We start from the raw sequence: 17744 nt of genomic DNA, 5'->3' as shown, positions 1-17744 counted from the left end.
AACCAAGGTTTAAGAGAATGACCGTTCGCCCGCTATTTGGCATGCTTTCGGCTTTTGCCGGGAGGAATACTTGTGCTGATAGGCTATGTGAGGGTGTCAACAAATGACCAGAACACGGCATTACAACGAAATGCACTCGAGTGTGCAGGATGTGAGCTAATTTTTGAGGATAAAATCAGCGGGAAGACATCAGAACGGCCCGGGTTAAAAAAACTTCTCAGGATGCTTTCTAACGGCGACACGCTGGTGGTGTGGAAGCTCGACAGGTTAGGGCGCAGCATGCGCCACCTGGTTATATTGATTGAGGAGCTGCGGCAACGTGGTGTTAACTTTCGCAGTCTGACCGACAGTATTGATACCAGCACACCCATGGGGCGTTTTTTCTTTCATGTCATGGGCGCCCTTGCGGAAATGGAGCGTGAGCTTATTATCGAACGTACCCGGGCCGGCTTAGCAGCTGCAAGAGAAGAAGGGCGGATCGGTGGCCGCCGCCCAAAGTTGTCACCAGAGCAATGGGCGCAAGCCGGTAGATTGATTGCTGCTGGTGAGCCAAGAAAAAAGGTCGCCCTGATTTTTGATGTTGGCATATCAACGTTGTACAAGAAGTTTCCTGCTTCATGACGTTTGATATTTTGCATTGGATTTATAAGCGCTGTAGGCAGGTTTGGTTGGTGATTTTAATGAGAAAACAAATGAATTGTATAGGCTAACTTATTGAATTTTCACTGTGTGAAAATCAAACATTTTTCTCATTTTTCTAACTAACTGAATGAAAATTAAAGAAATGAGACCGGTCTCGAAAACGGAATCTGGTAATTCCCCCATTGATTAACACACTCTGGTGATAGAAAGGCTGCTCGAATGACGAGTCGGTCGGCCTTAAAAGGTTGCTATGAGTGAAATACAGGACTCAGATTCTAGTATATTAACACAATTAAGTGGGGTTGCTTTCTCCTGTTCTGGAACCCAACCTGGTATGCAAATCCGAATTCACCAAACAAAAAGCCATGTCAGTAATAGAGGAAATATGTCTGAACTGAAGGCAATGCTACTGTTTTTATTAACCGCGTTGACAGAAATTGTCGGCTGCTATCTACCCTATTTATGGTTACGTGAAGGTAAAAGTGCCTGGTTAATACTCCCCTCGGCATTTAGCTTAGCCATTTTTGCCTGGTTGCTTACCTTACATCCAACGGCTTCCGGTAGGGTCTATGCTGCATATGGTGGTGTTTACATCTTTGTTGCTATTTTATGGCTTTGGGTCATAGACGGAATAAAACCAACAATCTGGGACTTTTTAGGGGCAACCATAGCCCTATTGGGAATGAGCATCATTATGTTTGCGCCCAGAGCCTGAGAGATACTATCCTTATCACATGATTACTGGATTTGTAATAAATCTATCCAGTTCAAAGTCATTACAGCGCTAATAATACGGGGGGCGTCCGCCTTGTGTACCGAATATCGCTCCTGGCTCTAAGCCAGCAACCTCAGGAGTACGCGGGTCTGCTGTGAGTGTCAGCAACACTGATGTGAGACCGGAAAAGGGGATCCCAATTTAGTGCGCCACTACAATCCCATGAAGAACCGGGAACACAACTGAATATGACTGATGGGAAGATTTACCGCTGCGGATAAGCGGTAAAGTGCCACCGAACCGTCGTATGCAAGAACGGCCGGCGGCAGGCTGGTGATCGTTCGATAGTGCGAGTATGAATGGATACCAGCCGCTGTTGAGTATATTGACTAATCAGCGCGTAAACCAGTCATCCGCTGACTCCCACGTCTCCTGAAGCACTTCCTGCACATACTCCTTATCGCCTTCCTTATCTGCTGAGCGAAGCACGGATAATCCGTCGTTGCTGGCAGCCTTAACAATCACTTCAACATCTTCATACCTGGCGCTAAGGCGCTTCGTCATTTCCGTTTTCAGTGCATCGATAGAGCCTTTTGGCATAGCTTTGGCTTTCTCCCGGGCGATGCTGATTTCGACACGCATGATAATCACCTTTCATTTACTGGTTTTATGTACAGTAATTATTGGCCTGTTATTTCTGATAATCTCTTCAGGAAATTCAATTTTTGGATTTTTTAAATTAAAAGTAATGAGATTTTTAGGTGCAATTAGTTTTAGTATTTATTTATTGCATGGTATTTGTTATACGATAATATTCACACCATTAATTAAAATTAACGTAAACTACACTTATGCAATGAGTGCCACTATTTTTTCAATAATATCATTGAACACTGCAACATACCTTCTTATAGAAAAACCATTCATGAGAAGAGGAAAGGCTATTGCAGACAGGCAGGATGGAGTATCACCATAAAAGCACAGGGCCATGGTCACCATAGCTTTGTGCTCTCTGGGGCACCAGTGGGGCAAAATGCTACATACAAACTTTGATGCCCTTATGTGATGGTGTGAAAATGGTCTTGCAACATCATGATGTGTAACGCGCTCTTGGGCGATGTTAGACGATTTTCAAAAATGCACGGTCATATTATGTCCATGCAGGTGTAGCCTTCAGCAATAACGGCATAGCATATCGGGCAGGTGTGGCGCACCAATTCAGCGGTTACCTGCCTGCTATTTTTTATAAGATTTATCCTAGTGCAATTCCTTCATGGCTAACTAGCTCTGCCAGCAATAAAACTTTCTCGCCTCACTGTTCAATTCCACCGAATTACACTTGCGAAAGCTGCGGGTTTATCTACATTTATTACTTATTACCAAATCTTAATTTTATTTAATAAATCTTTTTTGCCGTAAGGCGACGTAACTGTGTGGCAATACTTGCAACACCGCCTTTCTGCGCCCGGGAATAAGGGCGATGGCGGGTTTGTACCTGAAATCAGGCTGTTTCGTTCAGGCTGTAACGGCCTGTAATTAACCAATACATGTGATAAACGGGCAATATATGGTCAGACAAGGTGCTGTGCTTCTTGGCCTGATGTTTACTGGTGCGTCTTATGCCAGTGGCCTTTATCTGTATGAGATGGCAACGGAAGATTTGGGGCTGGCTGGCGCCGGGCAGGCGGCCCGGGCAGGCGACGCTTCCACGCTGGTGACCAACCCCGCCGGGCTGACCCGCTTATCTGGCAATATGCTGACCGGCGGTATCCAGACCTTATATGGTGACACCAACTACCAACAGGATAATGACGCGGTTTTACAAGGGAAAAGCCCGGGGAATACTATTGGCTGGTTTCCGGCCTCCAGTGTATTTTGGCGCCAGCAAATTAATGACCGGGTTTCTGCGGGTTTAGGCCTGTATGGCAATTACGGACTGGGGCTGGATTTCGGTAACTGGGCAGGGGATGCGGTACTGAAAAAAAGCACCCTGTTGGCAATGACGTTGAGCCCTGCTGTGGGCTGGAAACTGAGCGACAGGGTTTCTGTGGGTGCCGGCATCGGAATTAATTATGGTTTTCTCTCGCTAACACGGGATGTTTCAGGTGAAGATAAAAAACAAACCGACCATGACTGGGCGCTGAATTACCGGCTTGGAATATTGTTCGACCTGACACCGCAAACCCGTGTCGGGCTTACTTACACCAGCAAAACTGACTACCACTTCAATATCGACAACCAGGTGCGTATCGCACAACTCAATAATACGTCTTATATCTTGCCCATTGCTGCTGATGTGAGCACGCCTGCGCAACTCATGCTGAGCGCTGTTTACGACATCAACCCTCGCTGGTCAGTGATGGGGGATTTGGGCTGGCAGGACTGGAGCGCCTACAGTAACAGCCAAATCTATGTTGCTGGCAATGAGGTTGACGGTAACTCGCGCCTGCGGGATACCTGGCATACCGCACTTGGGCTTCAGTTTCGCCCAACCCCAGACTGGCACCTGAACACCGGGGTTGCTTATGACAGCAGCTTCTACCGTTCCCAGAGCGATACATCGCTGACCATGCCGTCTGGCAATACCTGGCGTTTTGGTGTGGGTGCGCAATACCAATTGTCGGGCACGCAACAAATTGGCGCGGCTTTCGAATATGCCGATATCCAGTCCTCCTCGGTTTCTTCGCCACTAGTGAAAGGCAGTTACCACAACCCGGCACTCTATTTTTTCAGCATGAACTTTACCCAGACATTCTAATCAAGAGGAACAGCAGATGGTGTAACTGTGTGTTATGACGAAAAGCGTTCAAGGACCTGATGTGACCACGATAATCGGAGCACAGAAATGACAAAAATTCCGTTTTGTAAATCGCTGTTGGCTGCCACGTTATCTGTCGTATGTTGTGCCAGCACAGTGTATGCCGCCCCGGCAAGCACTTCACCAACCGCGCCTGAGCAGAATTCCGCAAAGCCAAACATTGTTGTTATCTTTGGTGATGACATTGGCTACTGGAACCTCAGTACCTATAACCAGGGGATGATGGGTTATAAAACCCCGAACATTGACAGCATTGCTGCCGAGGGTGCGAAGTTTACCTCTTATTATGCGGAGCAAAGTTCCACTGCCGGGCGCTCGGCTTTTATCACCGGCCAGATGCCATTTCGTACCGGCCTGAGTAAAGTCGGGATGCCGGGCGCGCCGCAGGGGATCCAAAAAGAGGATCCGACCATTGCCAATGTCCTCAAACAACTGGGCTACGCCACCGGCCAGTTCGGTAAAAACCACCTGGGTGACCGGGATGAGTTCCTGCCCACCGCTCACGGCTTTGATGAATTTGTCGGCAACCTCTATCACCTTAATGCAGAAGAAGAGCCGGAAAACCCGGACTACCCGAAAGACCCTGAATTCCGCAAAATGTTTGGCCCGCGTGGCGTGCTGAAAAGTACGGCCGACGGCAAGGTGGAAGATACCGGCCCGCTGACCGTGAAACGTATGGAAACTGTGGACCAGGAGTTCCTTGCCGCCAACAACGACTTTATGTCGCGCCAGGTGAAAGCCGGGAAGCCGTTCTTCGCCTGGTTCAACACTACCAGAATGCATAACCACACCCACCTGAAACCGGACAGCCAGGGCGTCACCGGCCTGGGCACCTATGCCGACGGGATGGTTGAGCATGACAAGATGATTGGCGAAGTGCTGCAGAAAATTAAAGATCTCGGCATTGAGGATAACACCATTGTTATCTATACCACCGATAACGGGCCCATGATTGCCACCTGGCCGGATGCCGGGATGACACCGTTCCGTGGTGAAAAAAATACCGGCTGGGAAGGCGGTTTCCGGGTGCCTGCCATGATCAAATGGCCAGGGCATATTAAACCGGGCACGGTCATCAACGATATTTTCGCCAGCAATGACTGGTTCCCCACGCTGGTAGCGGCGGCGGGTGACCCGGATATCAAACAGCAACTACTCAAAGGCTATAAAACGCCGACTATCACCTATAAGGTGCACCTGGACGGCTACAACCAGCTCGATTTCCTGACCGGGAAAGGGCCAGACCAGCGTAAAGAGTTCTTCTACTGGAGTGATGACGGTGACTTGCTGGCCATGCGTTATGGGCGCTGGAAAGCGCACTTCATGATTCAGGAACACTCCGGCATTGATGTGTGGCGTTACCCGTTCACCCGCCTGCGCACGCCGATGCTGTTCGACCTGGAAGTAGACCCGCTGGAACGCGGCGATTCCGGCATGGATTACAACGCCTGGTTCTATAACCGTGCCTTCCTGCTGGGCGGGGCACAGAAATATGTCGCGAATATGCTGGCAAGCTTCAAAGAGTTCCCGCCCCGCCAGAAACCGGGCTCCTTCACCGTGGGCGATGTTCAGGCATTGCTGGATGAAGGGATGTCAGTCAGGAACTGATTGGGTTACCCACAACCGGGCAGGGGAACTGCCCGGTTAACGGAGGTTTTATGAAGCACAGCACCACGCTGCCTGTTACCGCTTTACCCTCTGCTGAAAAATATCAGGGCAAAGGCCCGGCGTACCAGCGGCGCTTCCATGTGATGGCAAAACCCACTGGCTCACGCTGCAATATCGACTGCACCTACTGTTTTTACCTGCACAAAGAACACCTGCTGCACCAGAACCGGCGCGAAGATATGTCCGACGAGGTTCTGGAAAATTTTATCCGCCAGTATATCGACAGCCAGGATGGCGACCAGGTGGTGTTTTCCTGGCAGGGGGGCGAACCCACCCTGATGGGGCTTGCCTGGTTCGACAAAGTGGTGGCATTCCAGAAAAAATACCAGAAACCCGGCCAGCGTATTGAGAATGACCTGCAAACCAACGGCCTGCTGATCAATGATGAATGGGCTGCCTGGCTGAAAGCGCACCATTTTCTGGTGGGGTTATCGATAGACGGCCCTGAACAGTTGCATGACCGCCACCGGGTTACCCGGAGCGGCAAGCCTACATTTGCCCGCGTGATGGAAGGTGTGGCAGCCCTGAAACGCCACCAGGTGCCTTTTAATGCCCTGGTCACTGTCAATAACACCAATGCCCGTTTCCCGCAGGAGGTATACCGCTTCCTGACTCGTGAGCTGGGCGTCACTTATATCCAGTTCAACCCCTGCGTGGAAGCCCGTGAATTTCAGCAAACGGCACCGCAGTTTTGGCAGGATGATTCCATTCCGGTGACCGGTACCCGGCGGGCAAAACCTGGCGATCTGGATTCCATCGTCACCGACTGGTCAGTAGACCCAGAAGAGTGGGGGCGCTTTCTGATTGCGGTCTTCGAAGAGTGGGTGAATAACGACCTTGGGCGGGTGCAGGTTAACCTGTTTGAAACAGCTGTGGCCCAGACCATGGGCATGCCGGCGCAAATCTGTGTGACAGCAGAGTTCTGCGGGAAGGGGCTGGCTATTGAAAAAAATGGCGATATTTTTTCCTGTGACCACTATGTATACCCGGAATACCGTCTGGGTAACCTGGCTGATGCACGCCTTGCCCATATGGCAATTTCAGAGCGCCAGAAAGCCTTCGGGTTTGGCAAGCGTGATACCCTGCCGGGCGACTGTAAACGCTGCCCACACCTGAAACTGTGCTGGGGGGAGTGCCCCAAAAACCGCCTGGTACGCACCAAAGACGGTGAGGCCGGGCTGAATTATCTCTGCCCGGGCATCAAAGCCTTTTTTGACTATTCGGCCCCCATTCTGGCCGGGATTGCCGTGCTGCTGAAACACCCGGACCAGGAGAAGGTGCTATGACGCCACGTGAAAAAATGCTGGCACTGGAAGCCGCCATGAACCGGCAGGTGCTGGGGCAGGAAAACCTGGTGCGGATGCTGGTTATTGCCCTGCTGTGCGACGGGCATGTGTTGCTCGAAGGGCTGCCGGGGCTGGCAAAAACCCGTGCAGTGCGGGCGCTGGCAGAACATGTCGAAGGCGAATTCCGCCGCATTCAGTTCACCCCGGATTTACTGCCTTCAGATATTACCGGCAGTGAAATTTACCAGCAGCAGGCCACCAGAGAGGAAGACCAGTTCCGCTTCCGGCCTGGCCCTGTGTTCGGCAACATCATTCTGGCAGATGAAATCAACCGGGCTTCGGCCCGGGTGCAGTCGGCCCTGCTGGAGGCCATGGAAGAGCGCCATGTGACGGTGGCCGGGAAAACCTGGCCTCTGCCCGGCGTGTTTATGGTTATGGCAACTCAAAACCCCATCGACCAGGAAGGGACCTGGCCATTGCCGGAAGCCCAACTGGACCGCTTTTTGATGAAAGTGCAGGTGGGTTACCCCAGTAAAGAGCATGAACAGCGGGTGATGCAACTGGTGCGCCAGGAACAACAGGCCCGCTACCAGGGTGAAAAGCCACAGACCAGTAACGAACCTGACGTAGTGCTGAGCCCGGCGGATATCAGCACGTGCTGGCGGGACATCGCCAGCCTGTATGTGGCACCTGCCATGGAGGAGTACATAGTCAATCTGGTGGCCATGACCCGCACGCCATCGGTGGTGAGTGAGGCATTCGCCAGTTACCTGGCGCTGGGCGTCAGCCCGCGTGGCACCCTGGCACTGGACCGTTGTGCCAGGGCTCATGCCTGGTTATCTGGCCGCGACGCCGTGTTACCGGAAGATATTCATACCGTGGCACCAGCGGTACTGCGCCACCGGCTGCTGCTCAGTTACCAGGCCAGTGCCGACAACATTACGGCTGATGATGCGGTACAGATGCTGCTGGATGCGGTGGTGGCCTGATGCCTGGTGAAATGACTGTCACCCGTGAACAGCTAATGTTGCTGGCGACCGCGGCACGGCAACTGCGTAACCCCCCGGCGCAGTTACCTCCCGGGGCGCAGGCCGGGGAGAGAGTGGCCCGGCAGACCGGGCGCGGGCTTAACTTCGACAGCCTGCGCCGTTACCAGCCCGGTGATGATGTGCGCCTGATAGACTGGCAGGCCACAGCCCGCCTGCGTACACCCTGGGTGCGGCTGTACAATGAAGAGCGCGAACGCCCGGTACTGGTGTGTACCGACCAGCGGCTGGATATGTTTTTTGCCACCCGCGGGCAAATGAAATCCGTTGCGGCGGCGCAGACCGCCGCTCTGCTGGCCTGGCGGGCCTGGCACGATGGCGACCGGCTGGGCAGCCTGGTATTTGGTGATGACCGGTTACAACCTGTTCCCTGCCGCAGCCCGGCAGCCAGCCTGCCCCCACTGCTGGCTTCACTGGAAAGCTTTAATGCTGCACTACCGGCGCGTTACCAGTCCGGAACTACCGGGCCGGTGACGCTGTTATCTGTTCTTATTCGGCTGGATAAAATGATGCCGCCGGGCGCCTGGCTGGCGTTTATCAGTGATTTTCATGACCTGGACCCTGCCTGTGAAACCCTGCTGGCAAGGTTATGCCGCCGTGGCAGTATCAGTGCCTTTATTATGCTGGATGATTTACACCTGCGTCTGCCCGCCAGTGGCGAACTGGGCGCGTATTACCAGCAGGTGCGCACTACCGTTTCGCTGACACCCTCATTACAGCAACGCATTCGTGAACAGACCAGCGCGCGCCTGGCGACCCTGGAAAACCGCCTGGCGCGCACGGGGTGCCGGGTTAACCAGGTGGTGGTCAGCGAGCCGTTATTGCCCCAACTCAGGCCGGGGGTGTAAATGCTGGATAAAGGCTTTACCGTACCAGACCTGGCGTTGCCTCCACTGCCACAACCTGTTTCCTGGCTACCGTTGCCGGATGGCTGGTACTGGCTGGCTGCGTGCCTGGCGCTGGGAGCCGGTGTCTGGGGGCTGTTGCGCGTTGCCCGCTGGCGGCGCAACCGCTGGCGCCGTGAAGCATCAGCCCTGGCCCGCAACCTGCATAATGCAGATGACTGGCTGGTGGTGGTCCGGCGTATTTTGCTGGTGCACCATCCGCGCGCGGAAGTCAGCCGCCTGCAGGGCGTGGAGGAAGTGCTGGCGCAGGTGCCCCTTGATGCGGACCTGGTAACAGCGCTGGCGGAAAAATACTGCCAGCCAGACAACCGGTTACCAGAACCTGTCAATGCACGTATCCGCGGGCAGATAGCGCAATGGCTGGAGGAGATACCGGATGTCTGAACTCCTTTCCCGCCTGAGCTTTGCCTGGCCCTGGGTCTGGTTGTTGTTACCTCTGCCATTTATTACCGGGCTGTTTACCAGAAAAACGCCGGATGCCGGAGTACTGGTGCGTGTTCCCTTTTTGCCCCAACTGGTGGCAGAGCTGCAACTGTCTGACCCGCCACGAGCCCCACGGCGCTGGCAGGCTGCCGGGTTCTGGCTTGCCTGGCTGCTGGCAGTTTGTGCGCTTGCCCGCCCGGAATACCTGTTGCCTCCCCAACAAATCATTAAACCGTTGCGCAATGTTGTCCTGGTACTGGATGTCTCGGGATCAATGGACACCCGTGACGCCACGGGCGGGCAAACCCGCTTGCAGGCAGTACAGCATACCGTGCGGGAATTTATTAACCGGCGTAAAACCGACCGCATGGGGCTGGTTATATTTGCCAACCAGGCATGGCCCTTTGCGGCGCTCAGTGAAGATAAGCAGGCGTTGCTGGAGCGGGTGACCCAGTTGTCTGCGGGAATGGCCGGGCAACAGACTGCCGTGGGCGATGCCCTGGCGGTGGCCGTGAAATTACTGGACACCGGTGTGGATGCCAGAGCCAGCCGGATGGCGATTTTATTAACCGACGGTAACGACACAGCTTCCCGCCTGGCTCCCGATATGGCGGTACAGCTGGCGGTGTCTCACCATGTGGAAGTGCACACCATTGCCTTTGGCGATGCGCAGGCAACCGGCCCGGATAGAGTGGATACGGCACTGTTACAGACCATTGCGCAGCAAACCGGGGGGCAGTTCTGGCAGGCAGGCAGCTCGGCTTCTAGCCTGGCTCAGGTGTGGCAGGCCATTGATGCCATGACCCCGGCACGGGTGGAAACCCTGGGTTATGCCTGGCGCAGGGCGCTGTTCCCCTGGCCACTGGGTGGTGCGCTGGTTGTGTTGCTGCTGTTCAGCCTGGCCGGAGTCGCCATGGCGGGGAGGCGGTTATGACCGGCGCGTTCCACTTTCTGTCGCCCTGGTGGCTGGCCGGGTTACTGCTATGCCCGCTGTTGCTGTGGGCAGGGCGGGCGGGCAGCAGTGCCTGGTACCGCATTATGTCGCCAGCGTTTGCCCGTGTGCTGGTCACCGGCGAGCGGTCACGGCGCAATGGCTGGCTTGCAGTAGCCTGGGCGTTGGGTATGGTGGCGCTGGCCGGGCCATCATGGCAGAAAGCGCAGCCATCGGGCCTGAGCCTGCAGTCTAATGTGATGGTTATTCTGCAACAGGACAGCGCTATGCTGGCACAGGATATTCCGCCCAGCCGCCACCAGCAGATGCAGCGCAAACTGCAGCAGCTGGTTCAGGCACTGCCTGGCAGCCGCACCGGGCTGGTGGTGTACCGCTCCCGCGCCTTTCTGACAGTCCCGCTTACCGATGACCCGGTTTTCTTTAATTTATTCCTGAATGCCCAGTCGCCCGAACAGTTACCAGAGGGCGACGGCAGCGGGTTACAGGCTGCTGTTCAACTGGCAAACAACAGCTTTCCACGCAACAGCACAGTGCCACACAGCCTGATACTGGTGGCGGATAACCTCACTGCACAGGATGCCCGGTGGCTGAGTGAGCAGGCGGGATCGTTGCCGCTACAGGTCTGGGTACCCGGTACGGCAGCAGGCGGCCGGTTACCGGAAAAATTCGCGGCTGACACGGGCACTACCCACCTTAATGTGGCGCGTTTCACCCAACTGAAATCTGCCGGGATACCGGTAACGCTTATCAGCCACGACAATGACGATGTGAATGCCGTGGTGCGCCAGGTACAACACAGCGTAACACAGCAGCAGAACAGCCGCAGCGATATGCACTGGCTGAACAGCGGTTACTGGCTGGTTATCCCACTTCTGCTGGTGTTACTTGCCGGCAGGCGGCAGTGGTTTCTCGCCGTGCTAGTGTCAGTTTCTTTCAGTGGGTTCAGCCCTCAGGCATCGGCCAGTGGCTGGCTGGATGCCTGGGTAAGCCCGGATATGCAGGGCCAGATGGCGTTTAAGCGCGGTGATTATGCCGGTGCCGCTCAGCACTACCAGGACCCACTGCGCCGGGGAATTGCACTCTACATGGCGCAGGACTACAACGCGGCGTTGTCTGCATTTCGTGAAGCGCCTCCCGGCCCGGATATGCTGGTGTGGCAGGGCAACACCTGCGCGCAACTTAAACAGTGGCAGCAGGCGCTTAACCGCTATGACGAAGCACTGAGCCTGCGCCCCGGCTGGCATCTGGCACTGGCTAACCGGGCGAAAATTGCTGCGATTGTGCTGCAGTTACGTAAACAGGAACGCGACCGCCAGGCGGAACAGGATGGCGACCAGGACTTCGACCCGGATGCCATTAAGCATGACCTGGAAAAAGAACAGGGGGTGGAGCAGCAACTGAATAAACCCACAACCGTTGCGGCACCGCAGCTCAGCCAGTGGTACGACCGGCTGGATATTTCCCCGGCAGGCCTGCTGGAAAATCTTTATCACGCGGCACCAGAGGAGGGGCAATGAAAAAAATACTGCTCTGGTTACTGCTGTGTCTGGCCGGTTGTGCTCAGGCAGCCACTGAAATTACCCGTGAACTGGTGGCTCCAGACCAACTGGTTCCCGGGCAACCGGCCCGGGTGGTGGTGACCTGGTGGACTGACGGCTGGTTTAACCCGCCGCCACAATGGCCAGCGCCGATGCCAGTGGAAAACGGCATGCTGTTGACTGAAGCGGAGCCTAACCAGTTGTTGAGCCGCCGCCGGGGAAACACCACCTGGAGCGGTGTGCGCATGTCCCGCCAGGTGGTGGCCTTTGACGGTGGCAACCTGGTACTGCCTGCCATCAGTATTACTCAGCCTTCACTACAGGAAGGCCCGACGACAGCCGCCCTGCCTGCACTGACACAACCCGTTCACTGGCCCGCCGGTGTAGAACAACCGGACCGCTTCCTGCCCGCATCCCAACTGGCTTTGCAGCAACACTGGCAACTTTACCGGGCAACCGAAGACGGTGAACTGCATGTGGGTGATGTGGTTGAGCGCCAGGTCACACTGCGCGCACAGGGGATTATTCCGGCACAGGTACCGCCGCTGCTATTTGCGGTAGCCGGTACAGACACGCAACGGCTGGCCCCACAAAGCCGGGTACTGACTCAGGGGCGTGGCGACGTAACCGGCATTGAATATGTTGAACGGCTGCGCTACCAGCCGCAACAGGCAGGGAGCCTGACGGCACCGGATGTGGTGCTGCGCTGGTGGGACACCGCCACGCAGCGCTGGCAGGAAGCCCGTTTGCCCGGGAAAACATGGGATTTTGCCCCCGCACGCGCCGCCGGAGCTGAAACAGCTCTTCGGGCGGGTGCGCCACTCCCCTGGGGAACGCTGGCCGCATGGCTGGCGGTGATTCTGGCCGGGGCGTTGGCCGCCTGGAAAGGGCGGTTGCTACTTATTCGTTTGGGTAAAACATTGGGTTACCGCTGGCAGGCATTCTGGGGAGAGGTGCCCCTGCCGGGGAAAATACCCTCACACAGGAGAATAAAATGAAGACACGTTTATTACCGCTGGCTGTGGTGTTGCTCCCGTTTATGGCATGGAGCGCTGAAAACGGGCCGTTATCTGCATGGAACGCATCGCCTGCGAAATCACAAATCCTTAACTGGGTGGCACAGAGCACACAGCAGGATGGACCGGATTTTATCCCGCCGGACCAGCGTTATGTGGTGTTCGACAATGACGGCACACTGTGGCCGGAAGCGCCCCTGACATTCCAGTTACAGTTCGCGGTGGATGAAGTTAACCGCCTGGCGCCCTCTCACCCTGAATGGCAGGATAACCCGGTGGTCATTGCCGCGCAGAAACACGATATGGCAGCCCTGGCAAAAGCCGGGCAGCAGGGGCTGATGACGTTACTCACCCTGACTCACAGCAATATGCCGGTGGAAGAGTTTGACCAGCGGGTTGACGCCTGGCTGGCCTCTCACCGCCACCCACGGTTTGGCTGCCCGTACAACAAGCTGGGGTATTTACCCATGCGCCAGTTGCTGGATTACCTGCGTGATAAGGGCTTTAAAACCTGGATTATATCCGGGGGTGGAATTGATTTTATGCGCCGGGTGGCGGGGGAGATGTACGGTATTCCCCCTGAGCAGGTGGTGGGGTCATTCTCGTTAACCGAGTTTCGCCTGACCGATGACGGCACACAGTTAGAGAAAACCATGAAAGGCGCGTTTTATAACGACGAAGCCCAAAAACCGGTCTCCATCCACCTGTTTATGGGGCACCGCCCGGTAGCCGCCTTTGGTAACAGCGATGGTGATGTGCCCATGCTGCAGTACACTTCGGCGAATAAACAGGTAAAACCACTGGGTGTGCTGATTCACCATACAGACGCACAACGGGAATACGCCTATGACGCGCACCCGAGCGCCAGCGGCAAATTAATTAACGGGCTGAGCCTGGCCCCCCATTATGGCTGGGTGGTGGTGAATATGAAGAGTGACTGGAATCAGGTATTCGACCCGGCGCAGTGCAGTTACCACCCGGCGAAATAAACCTGTGGTGGCGGGTTATTTTCATTGAGTGCTAAGTTTTTTTTAAGTTTATTGCGCCACTCTGAACGCACAATCAACGCGTTATGAGGCACGACAATGTTACGGACATTCTGGCATTACCTTGGTGAAACGCAGCCCCGGCTATTGCGGGTGGTACATATCCTGATAGCCGCGCTGGTCATCGGGCAAATTATTAACAGTAACGCGACACAGGTAGAAGCGATTACCGACATCAGTGCCGGGTTACTGGTGTTTTTATGTACCTGGCTGCATATCATAGCCGGGTCTGTACTGGTAATTCTGGGTTTCGCATTACTGTTCTATGTCCTGGCACTGCGTGGTTTTCGCTATTACTTTGCCTGGCTGCTGGGGGATTTTTCAGGAATAGTGAAGGATTTACGCACCCTGGCTCACTTTCACCTGCCTGAAGCTTCTGCGGGAGGGATCGCCGCTACCGTTCAGGGATTAGGTGTGGGAGCACTATTGCTAGTGGCTTTGTCCGGTTCTATTGGCGTCGCTTTATATTTGATGGGATATGCTGTTGGCTTCAATGTTATTCACTGGCATAAATTTCTGACCGGCCTGATTGAGGTCTATATCTTTGCCCATGGCGCCATGGGGCTACTGCATTTTGCCCTGCGCCAGTTTTTACCCGTAAAGCGTGAATAGCCTGTGGTGGTAACGGTGCTGTATGGCAGGAGGCTGGTATCCGTAGCGGGTTAGTGCCAGAATACACGCACTCTCTTTTTTGTGGGAAATATGATGAAAAAAATCACACTGTTACCCGCTATCGCTGCACTTATGCTGGCCGGTTGCGTTCAGGTTGATGATTACACCCAGGTGGTTAAAGCACCAGCTCCGCAATGGCTGGTGGGCTACTGGCAGTCTGCGGGGCCGCAATCTAAGCTGGTAAGCCCGGAAGCGATAGCGAGCCTGGTGGTCACCAAAGAGGGTGATACCCTGGATTGCCGCCAGTGGCAGCGCGTGATTGCTGAGCCCGGTAAGCTGATGCAGCGTGGTGATACGCTGTATAACGTCACACAGAAACGGGATATTTATACAGTTGAACTGGATGGCGAAACGCTGGACTACGCGGGAATGACGCTTAAACGTGTGGATAAACCTACAGTCGAATGCCAGGCGGAGATGGGTAAACTGCCGCAGTTTGCATCTGCTGCTGTTGCCGGGGAAATACCCTCTGCGCCTTCTGCACAATAACCCTTGTTAACCCCGTCTATTCTCCCCGTTAATCCTGTTACCCTGTGCTAGCGTAGACTGGCACAGTCTCTTGTTCATATTTCTGGGAGAACAAAGAGATATCAGGTAACCAGGTTACGAAGGTGAAGCAGATGGACTATTTTCGCGCCAAAAAGATGCACCAGTTCTATCGCGATGTTTTTACACGGGAAATTACTATTACTGAGACTGGCAAACTGCCAGTACTTGAGCTTGAAAAATATACGGTACAAGGGCAGCTGGACTTTTTCGGGTTGTGCCGCTCAGTGCTAAGTGCCGATTCCGGGTTGCCAGAAACTCACGATAAAGGGTTAAAGTCATTACTGCTGGCCGTGGTTATGGCGAATCTGTCTTTGGATAAATCCTGGCAAGGTAAACAAGTCATTTTACCAGAAGGGCTGAAAAGCAGCCTCAATCAGGCCCTGACAGATGCGATTACCCGCCATCCTTGTATTGAATACCTGGAAGCTGTGATTCAGTTGCTCTTCCGGGTTGGCGATATTGAAAGTGTTGTTAGTTTGGTTGGTCAGAATAGTGAATATCTCAAATCATCAGCCAAAATCGTTAAAATAATGCTGATGTTGGCGGTGATCGAAGAAAATTTTGACCTGGCTTTGTCATTAGTTAAAACGCTAACCGCAGATTCGCAACTGATGGGCGAGGATGCGATGGCGTTACTGTTGACAGTAACTACTATCTACAAATGCGGTGGGACGCCAGAGTCATTTATTGATTTCAGAAGCCTGCGGCAAAAGATGTCCTTTCCGGCTGACGCTTACAATATAGAGTTTGCCCCGGCATGCAATAATGACCGTACTACTGTGGTGGTTTGTTGTGATCCGGTTTATTACGCAAAACATGCAGTGCCACTGGTGTATTCAATATTTGATACTAACAATGGGTTACTGAACGTTCACCTGCATGTTTACAACATAACTGATGCAGTGCGTACAGATGTCGCACGGCTCAGGCAACAATTCCCTGAACTTAACATTTCTTGTACCTCGGAAATTGTTTCCGTTGCAGAAAATATTGTTACGCACTATGCGTCCAGGCGCTTTATTTTTGCTGAATATGCGCTGAAAGCACTCAAAACCCCGGTCCTGGTCGTTGATGCTGATTGCCTGTTTCGTAAATCCTGGCAGGATATTATGCCGCGTATTGCAGGCATGGATCTGTTGCTTAACAAGCCCGAAATTGCACCTTTCTGGGAAAGCGTATGTGGTGGGTTTGTCTGGCTGGGTGGGGGAAATACGTCGAAAAGTTATATTGGCAAAGTACGTAAGTTCCTGCTTAATAATTTAAACCAGAATAATGCGGTCTGGTTCCTTGACCAGATGGCTCTGAGCGCTGTTGCCAGTGAGCTGGCTGCGATGCCAGGTGTGGCAACAATCCCGGGAAGTTATGCCATTGATATTGAGCATACAGACCACAGTTTCACCTGGGTGGTGACCACAATTAAACATGCACAAGGGCGCTACAATGATTATAAAACAGCGTTGTGTGCGGAGTTTGATTGACAACTTACCTACAGGTAAATTACCCCAGCCTGCTACATTAGCAGGCTTTTTTCAAGCCGGACCAGGCCTTGCAAAGATGGCTGCAGGGCACAGCTCAGGTGTGGTAAGTAAAAAATAAAGGTGCCCAGAGGCACCTTTATTTTTTCTAATTTATTTTATCTAAACCGTGAGAGGGTTGTGTATATATCCAGGATCACTGGTTGTAATCCAGTGGCATCAATATATTGTGGGAAAATTTGCCATACGTGGTAGCCAGGGTTTTTTGCTTACCCGTCTGGCCAATGAGTTTGCGTAAATCATCCATTCTGCTTTGCAACAAACCTTTCAATGTCGCTTCATTGGCAAGAATTTCACGTAATAAGTCCCGGGCTTCTTCAACTAAACGTACCTGTTCAGGGGGGACCGGATTTTTAGCAATACTTTCAACTAATTGAACATATTTGACTTCATGTTCAATCAACTCATCCCACTTTCCTTCATGGGCGAGATTGAGCATGGTTTTGCTCAAGGCATGCAGGGCATGCCAGAGAGTAAGGGATGAGTTGACGGTGTTCATTAGCTGGCACCCTGGAGTGGTTGATAGGTTGGTTTTACTTGCTTCCATGCATCGGCAATATTGGTGAGCAAACGCTCAACTTCTTCAACCGCGGCAATATCATTGCGTAAGTTTGCGTGCAGTAATCGGCGAATCATATACTCGTAAAGAGAGATGAGATTGCTGGTCAGCTCATCTTCTTCACTGGTATCCAGGGCCGTTTTGAGCCCTGAATCAATAATGTTAATGGCATGAGAGAGGGCTTTGCCTTTTTCAGCAACAGCACCTTGCTCCATAAAGAGTTTTGCCCGAACAAGGGCGCTTAATGCGCCATCGAAGAGCATCACAATAAGCTGGTGTGGGCTGGCGCTCATCACCGCGCTTTCAAGGCTCACCTTTTGGTAGGCCTTAACACCAGTTCGATTGTACATAACGCATCCTCACGGCCAAACAAA

General features: G+C 53.5%; 18 protein-coding genes. 15 read left to right on the top strand and 3 right to left on the bottom strand.

Annotation, left to right across the window (positions count from 1 at the left end; all coding sequences use genetic code 11):
* Positions 1–72 precede the first annotated feature (72 nt).
* Together DT73_RS16940 and DT73_RS16935 are read left to right on the top strand one after the other, a co-directional pair.
* A complete protein-coding gene (locus DT73_RS16940) occupies positions 73–621 on the top strand; it encodes a recombinase family protein (protein WP_036111980.1) in 549 nt (182 codons plus the stop codon).
* Positions 622–1027: 406 nt separating this feature from the next.
* The gene (locus DT73_RS16935; RefSeq protein WP_036112028.1) at positions 1028–1357 is read left to right on the top strand and encodes a YnfA family protein; all 330 of its coding nucleotides are present in this window, start codon (positions 1028–1030) and stop codon (positions 1355–1357) included.
* Positions 1358–1750: 393 nt separating this feature from the next.
* On the opposite strand, the gene DT73_RS16930 is transcribed toward DT73_RS16935, so the two are convergent.
* Positions 1751–1999 carry a DinI-like family protein gene (locus DT73_RS16930; protein ID WP_036111976.1) on the bottom strand — a complete coding sequence of 83 codons (249 nt, stop codon included), beginning with the start codon at positions 1997–1999 and terminating at the stop codon, positions 1751–1753.
* A 925-nt stretch (positions 2000–2924) separates the two neighbouring features.
* On the opposite strand from DT73_RS16930, the gene DT73_RS16925 reads away from it, so the two are divergent.
* From DT73_RS16925 to DT73_RS16865, 13 genes are all read left to right on the top strand, one after another.
* Complete coding sequence (locus tag DT73_RS16925; protein ID WP_036111974.1) at positions 2925–4115, top strand: OmpP1/FadL family transporter; 1191 nt, start codon at positions 2925–2927, stop codon at positions 4113–4115.
* 87 nt (positions 4116–4202) lie between these two features.
* Positions 4203–5783 carry an arylsulfatase gene (locus DT73_RS16920; protein ID WP_036111973.1) on the top strand — a complete coding sequence of 527 codons (1581 nt, stop codon included), beginning with the start codon at positions 4203–4205 and terminating at the stop codon, positions 5781–5783.
* 50 nt (positions 5784–5833) lie between these two features.
* Complete coding sequence (locus DT73_RS16915; RefSeq protein WP_036111971.1) at positions 5834–7129, top strand: anaerobic sulfatase maturase; 1296 nt, start codon at positions 5834–5836, stop codon at positions 7127–7129.
* On the top strand, positions 7126–8118 hold the full coding sequence (locus DT73_RS16910) for a MoxR family ATPase (protein WP_036111969.1): 993 nt from the start codon (positions 7126–7128) through the stop codon (positions 8116–8118). The genes DT73_RS16915 and DT73_RS16910 overlap by 4 nt, the downstream gene beginning before the upstream one ends.
* Positions 8118–9023, top strand: coding sequence for a DUF58 domain-containing protein (locus tag DT73_RS16905; RefSeq protein ID WP_036111966.1), 906 nt, complete (start codon positions 8118–8120; stop codon positions 9021–9023). Before DT73_RS16910 ends, DT73_RS16905 begins: the two co-directional genes overlap by 1 nt.
* Complete coding sequence (locus DT73_RS16900; protein ID WP_036111963.1) at positions 9024–9464, top strand: DUF4381 family protein; 441 nt, start codon at positions 9024–9026, stop codon at positions 9462–9464. It abuts the gene before it with no gap.
* Positions 9457–10437, top strand: coding sequence for a VWA domain-containing protein (locus DT73_RS16895; protein WP_036111960.1), 981 nt, complete (start codon positions 9457–9459; stop codon positions 10435–10437). The genes DT73_RS16900 and DT73_RS16895 overlap by 8 nt, the downstream gene beginning before the upstream one ends.
* A complete protein-coding gene (locus DT73_RS16890; protein WP_036111956.1) occupies positions 10434–11972 on the top strand; it encodes a VWA domain-containing protein in 1539 nt (512 codons plus the stop codon). The genes DT73_RS16895 and DT73_RS16890 overlap by 4 nt, the downstream gene beginning before the upstream one ends.
* Positions 11969–12991 carry a BatD family protein gene (locus tag DT73_RS16885; RefSeq protein WP_036111953.1) on the top strand — a complete coding sequence of 341 codons (1023 nt, stop codon included), beginning with the start codon at positions 11969–11971 and terminating at the stop codon, positions 12989–12991. The genes DT73_RS16890 and DT73_RS16885 overlap by 4 nt, the downstream gene beginning before the upstream one ends.
* The gene (locus tag DT73_RS16880; RefSeq protein ID WP_036111951.1) at positions 12988–13998 is read left to right on the top strand and encodes an HAD family phosphatase; all 1011 of its coding nucleotides are present in this window, start codon (positions 12988–12990) and stop codon (positions 13996–13998) included. The genes DT73_RS16885 and DT73_RS16880 overlap by 4 nt, the downstream gene beginning before the upstream one ends.
* Before the next feature lie 96 nt (positions 13999–14094).
* On the top strand, positions 14095–14667 hold the full coding sequence (locus DT73_RS16875; RefSeq protein WP_036111949.1) for a cytochrome b/b6 domain-containing protein: 573 nt from the start codon (positions 14095–14097) through the stop codon (positions 14665–14667).
* A 93-nt stretch (positions 14668–14760) separates the two neighbouring features.
* A complete protein-coding gene (gene yedD / locus DT73_RS16870; RefSeq protein ID WP_051691430.1) occupies positions 14761–15216 on the top strand; it encodes a lipoprotein YedD in 456 nt (151 codons plus the stop codon).
* Positions 15217–15347: 131 nt separating this feature from the next.
* Entirely contained in the window at positions 15348–16754 is a 1407-nt protein-coding gene (locus DT73_RS16865; RefSeq protein ID WP_036111948.1) for a hypothetical protein, read from the top strand.
* A gap of 193 nt (positions 16755–16947) precedes the next feature.
* Here DT73_RS16865 and fliT read toward each other — a convergent pair whose 3' ends face one another.
* Both fliT and fliS read right to left on the bottom strand, forming a co-directional pair.
* Positions 16948–17310, bottom strand: a complete 363-nt coding sequence (fliT, locus tag DT73_RS16860) for a flagella biosynthesis regulatory protein FliT (protein ID WP_036111946.1) — start codon at positions 17308–17310, stop codon at positions 16948–16950.
* On the bottom strand, positions 17310–17720 hold the full coding sequence (gene fliS, locus DT73_RS16855) for a flagellar export chaperone FliS (RefSeq protein WP_036111944.1): 411 nt from the start codon (positions 17718–17720) through the stop codon (positions 17310–17312). Before fliS ends, fliT begins: the two co-directional genes overlap by 1 nt.
* Between the last annotated feature and the right edge of the window lie 24 nt (positions 17721–17744).

The organism is Mangrovibacter sp. MFB070, assembly GCF_000705335.1.
GTDB classification, from domain to species: Bacteria; Pseudomonadota; Gammaproteobacteria; order Enterobacterales; family Enterobacteriaceae; genus Mangrovibacter; species Mangrovibacter plantisponsor.
The sequence above is the reverse complement of the archived record's forward strand: the minus strand, read 5'-3'. Positions and strand labels throughout refer to the sequence as shown.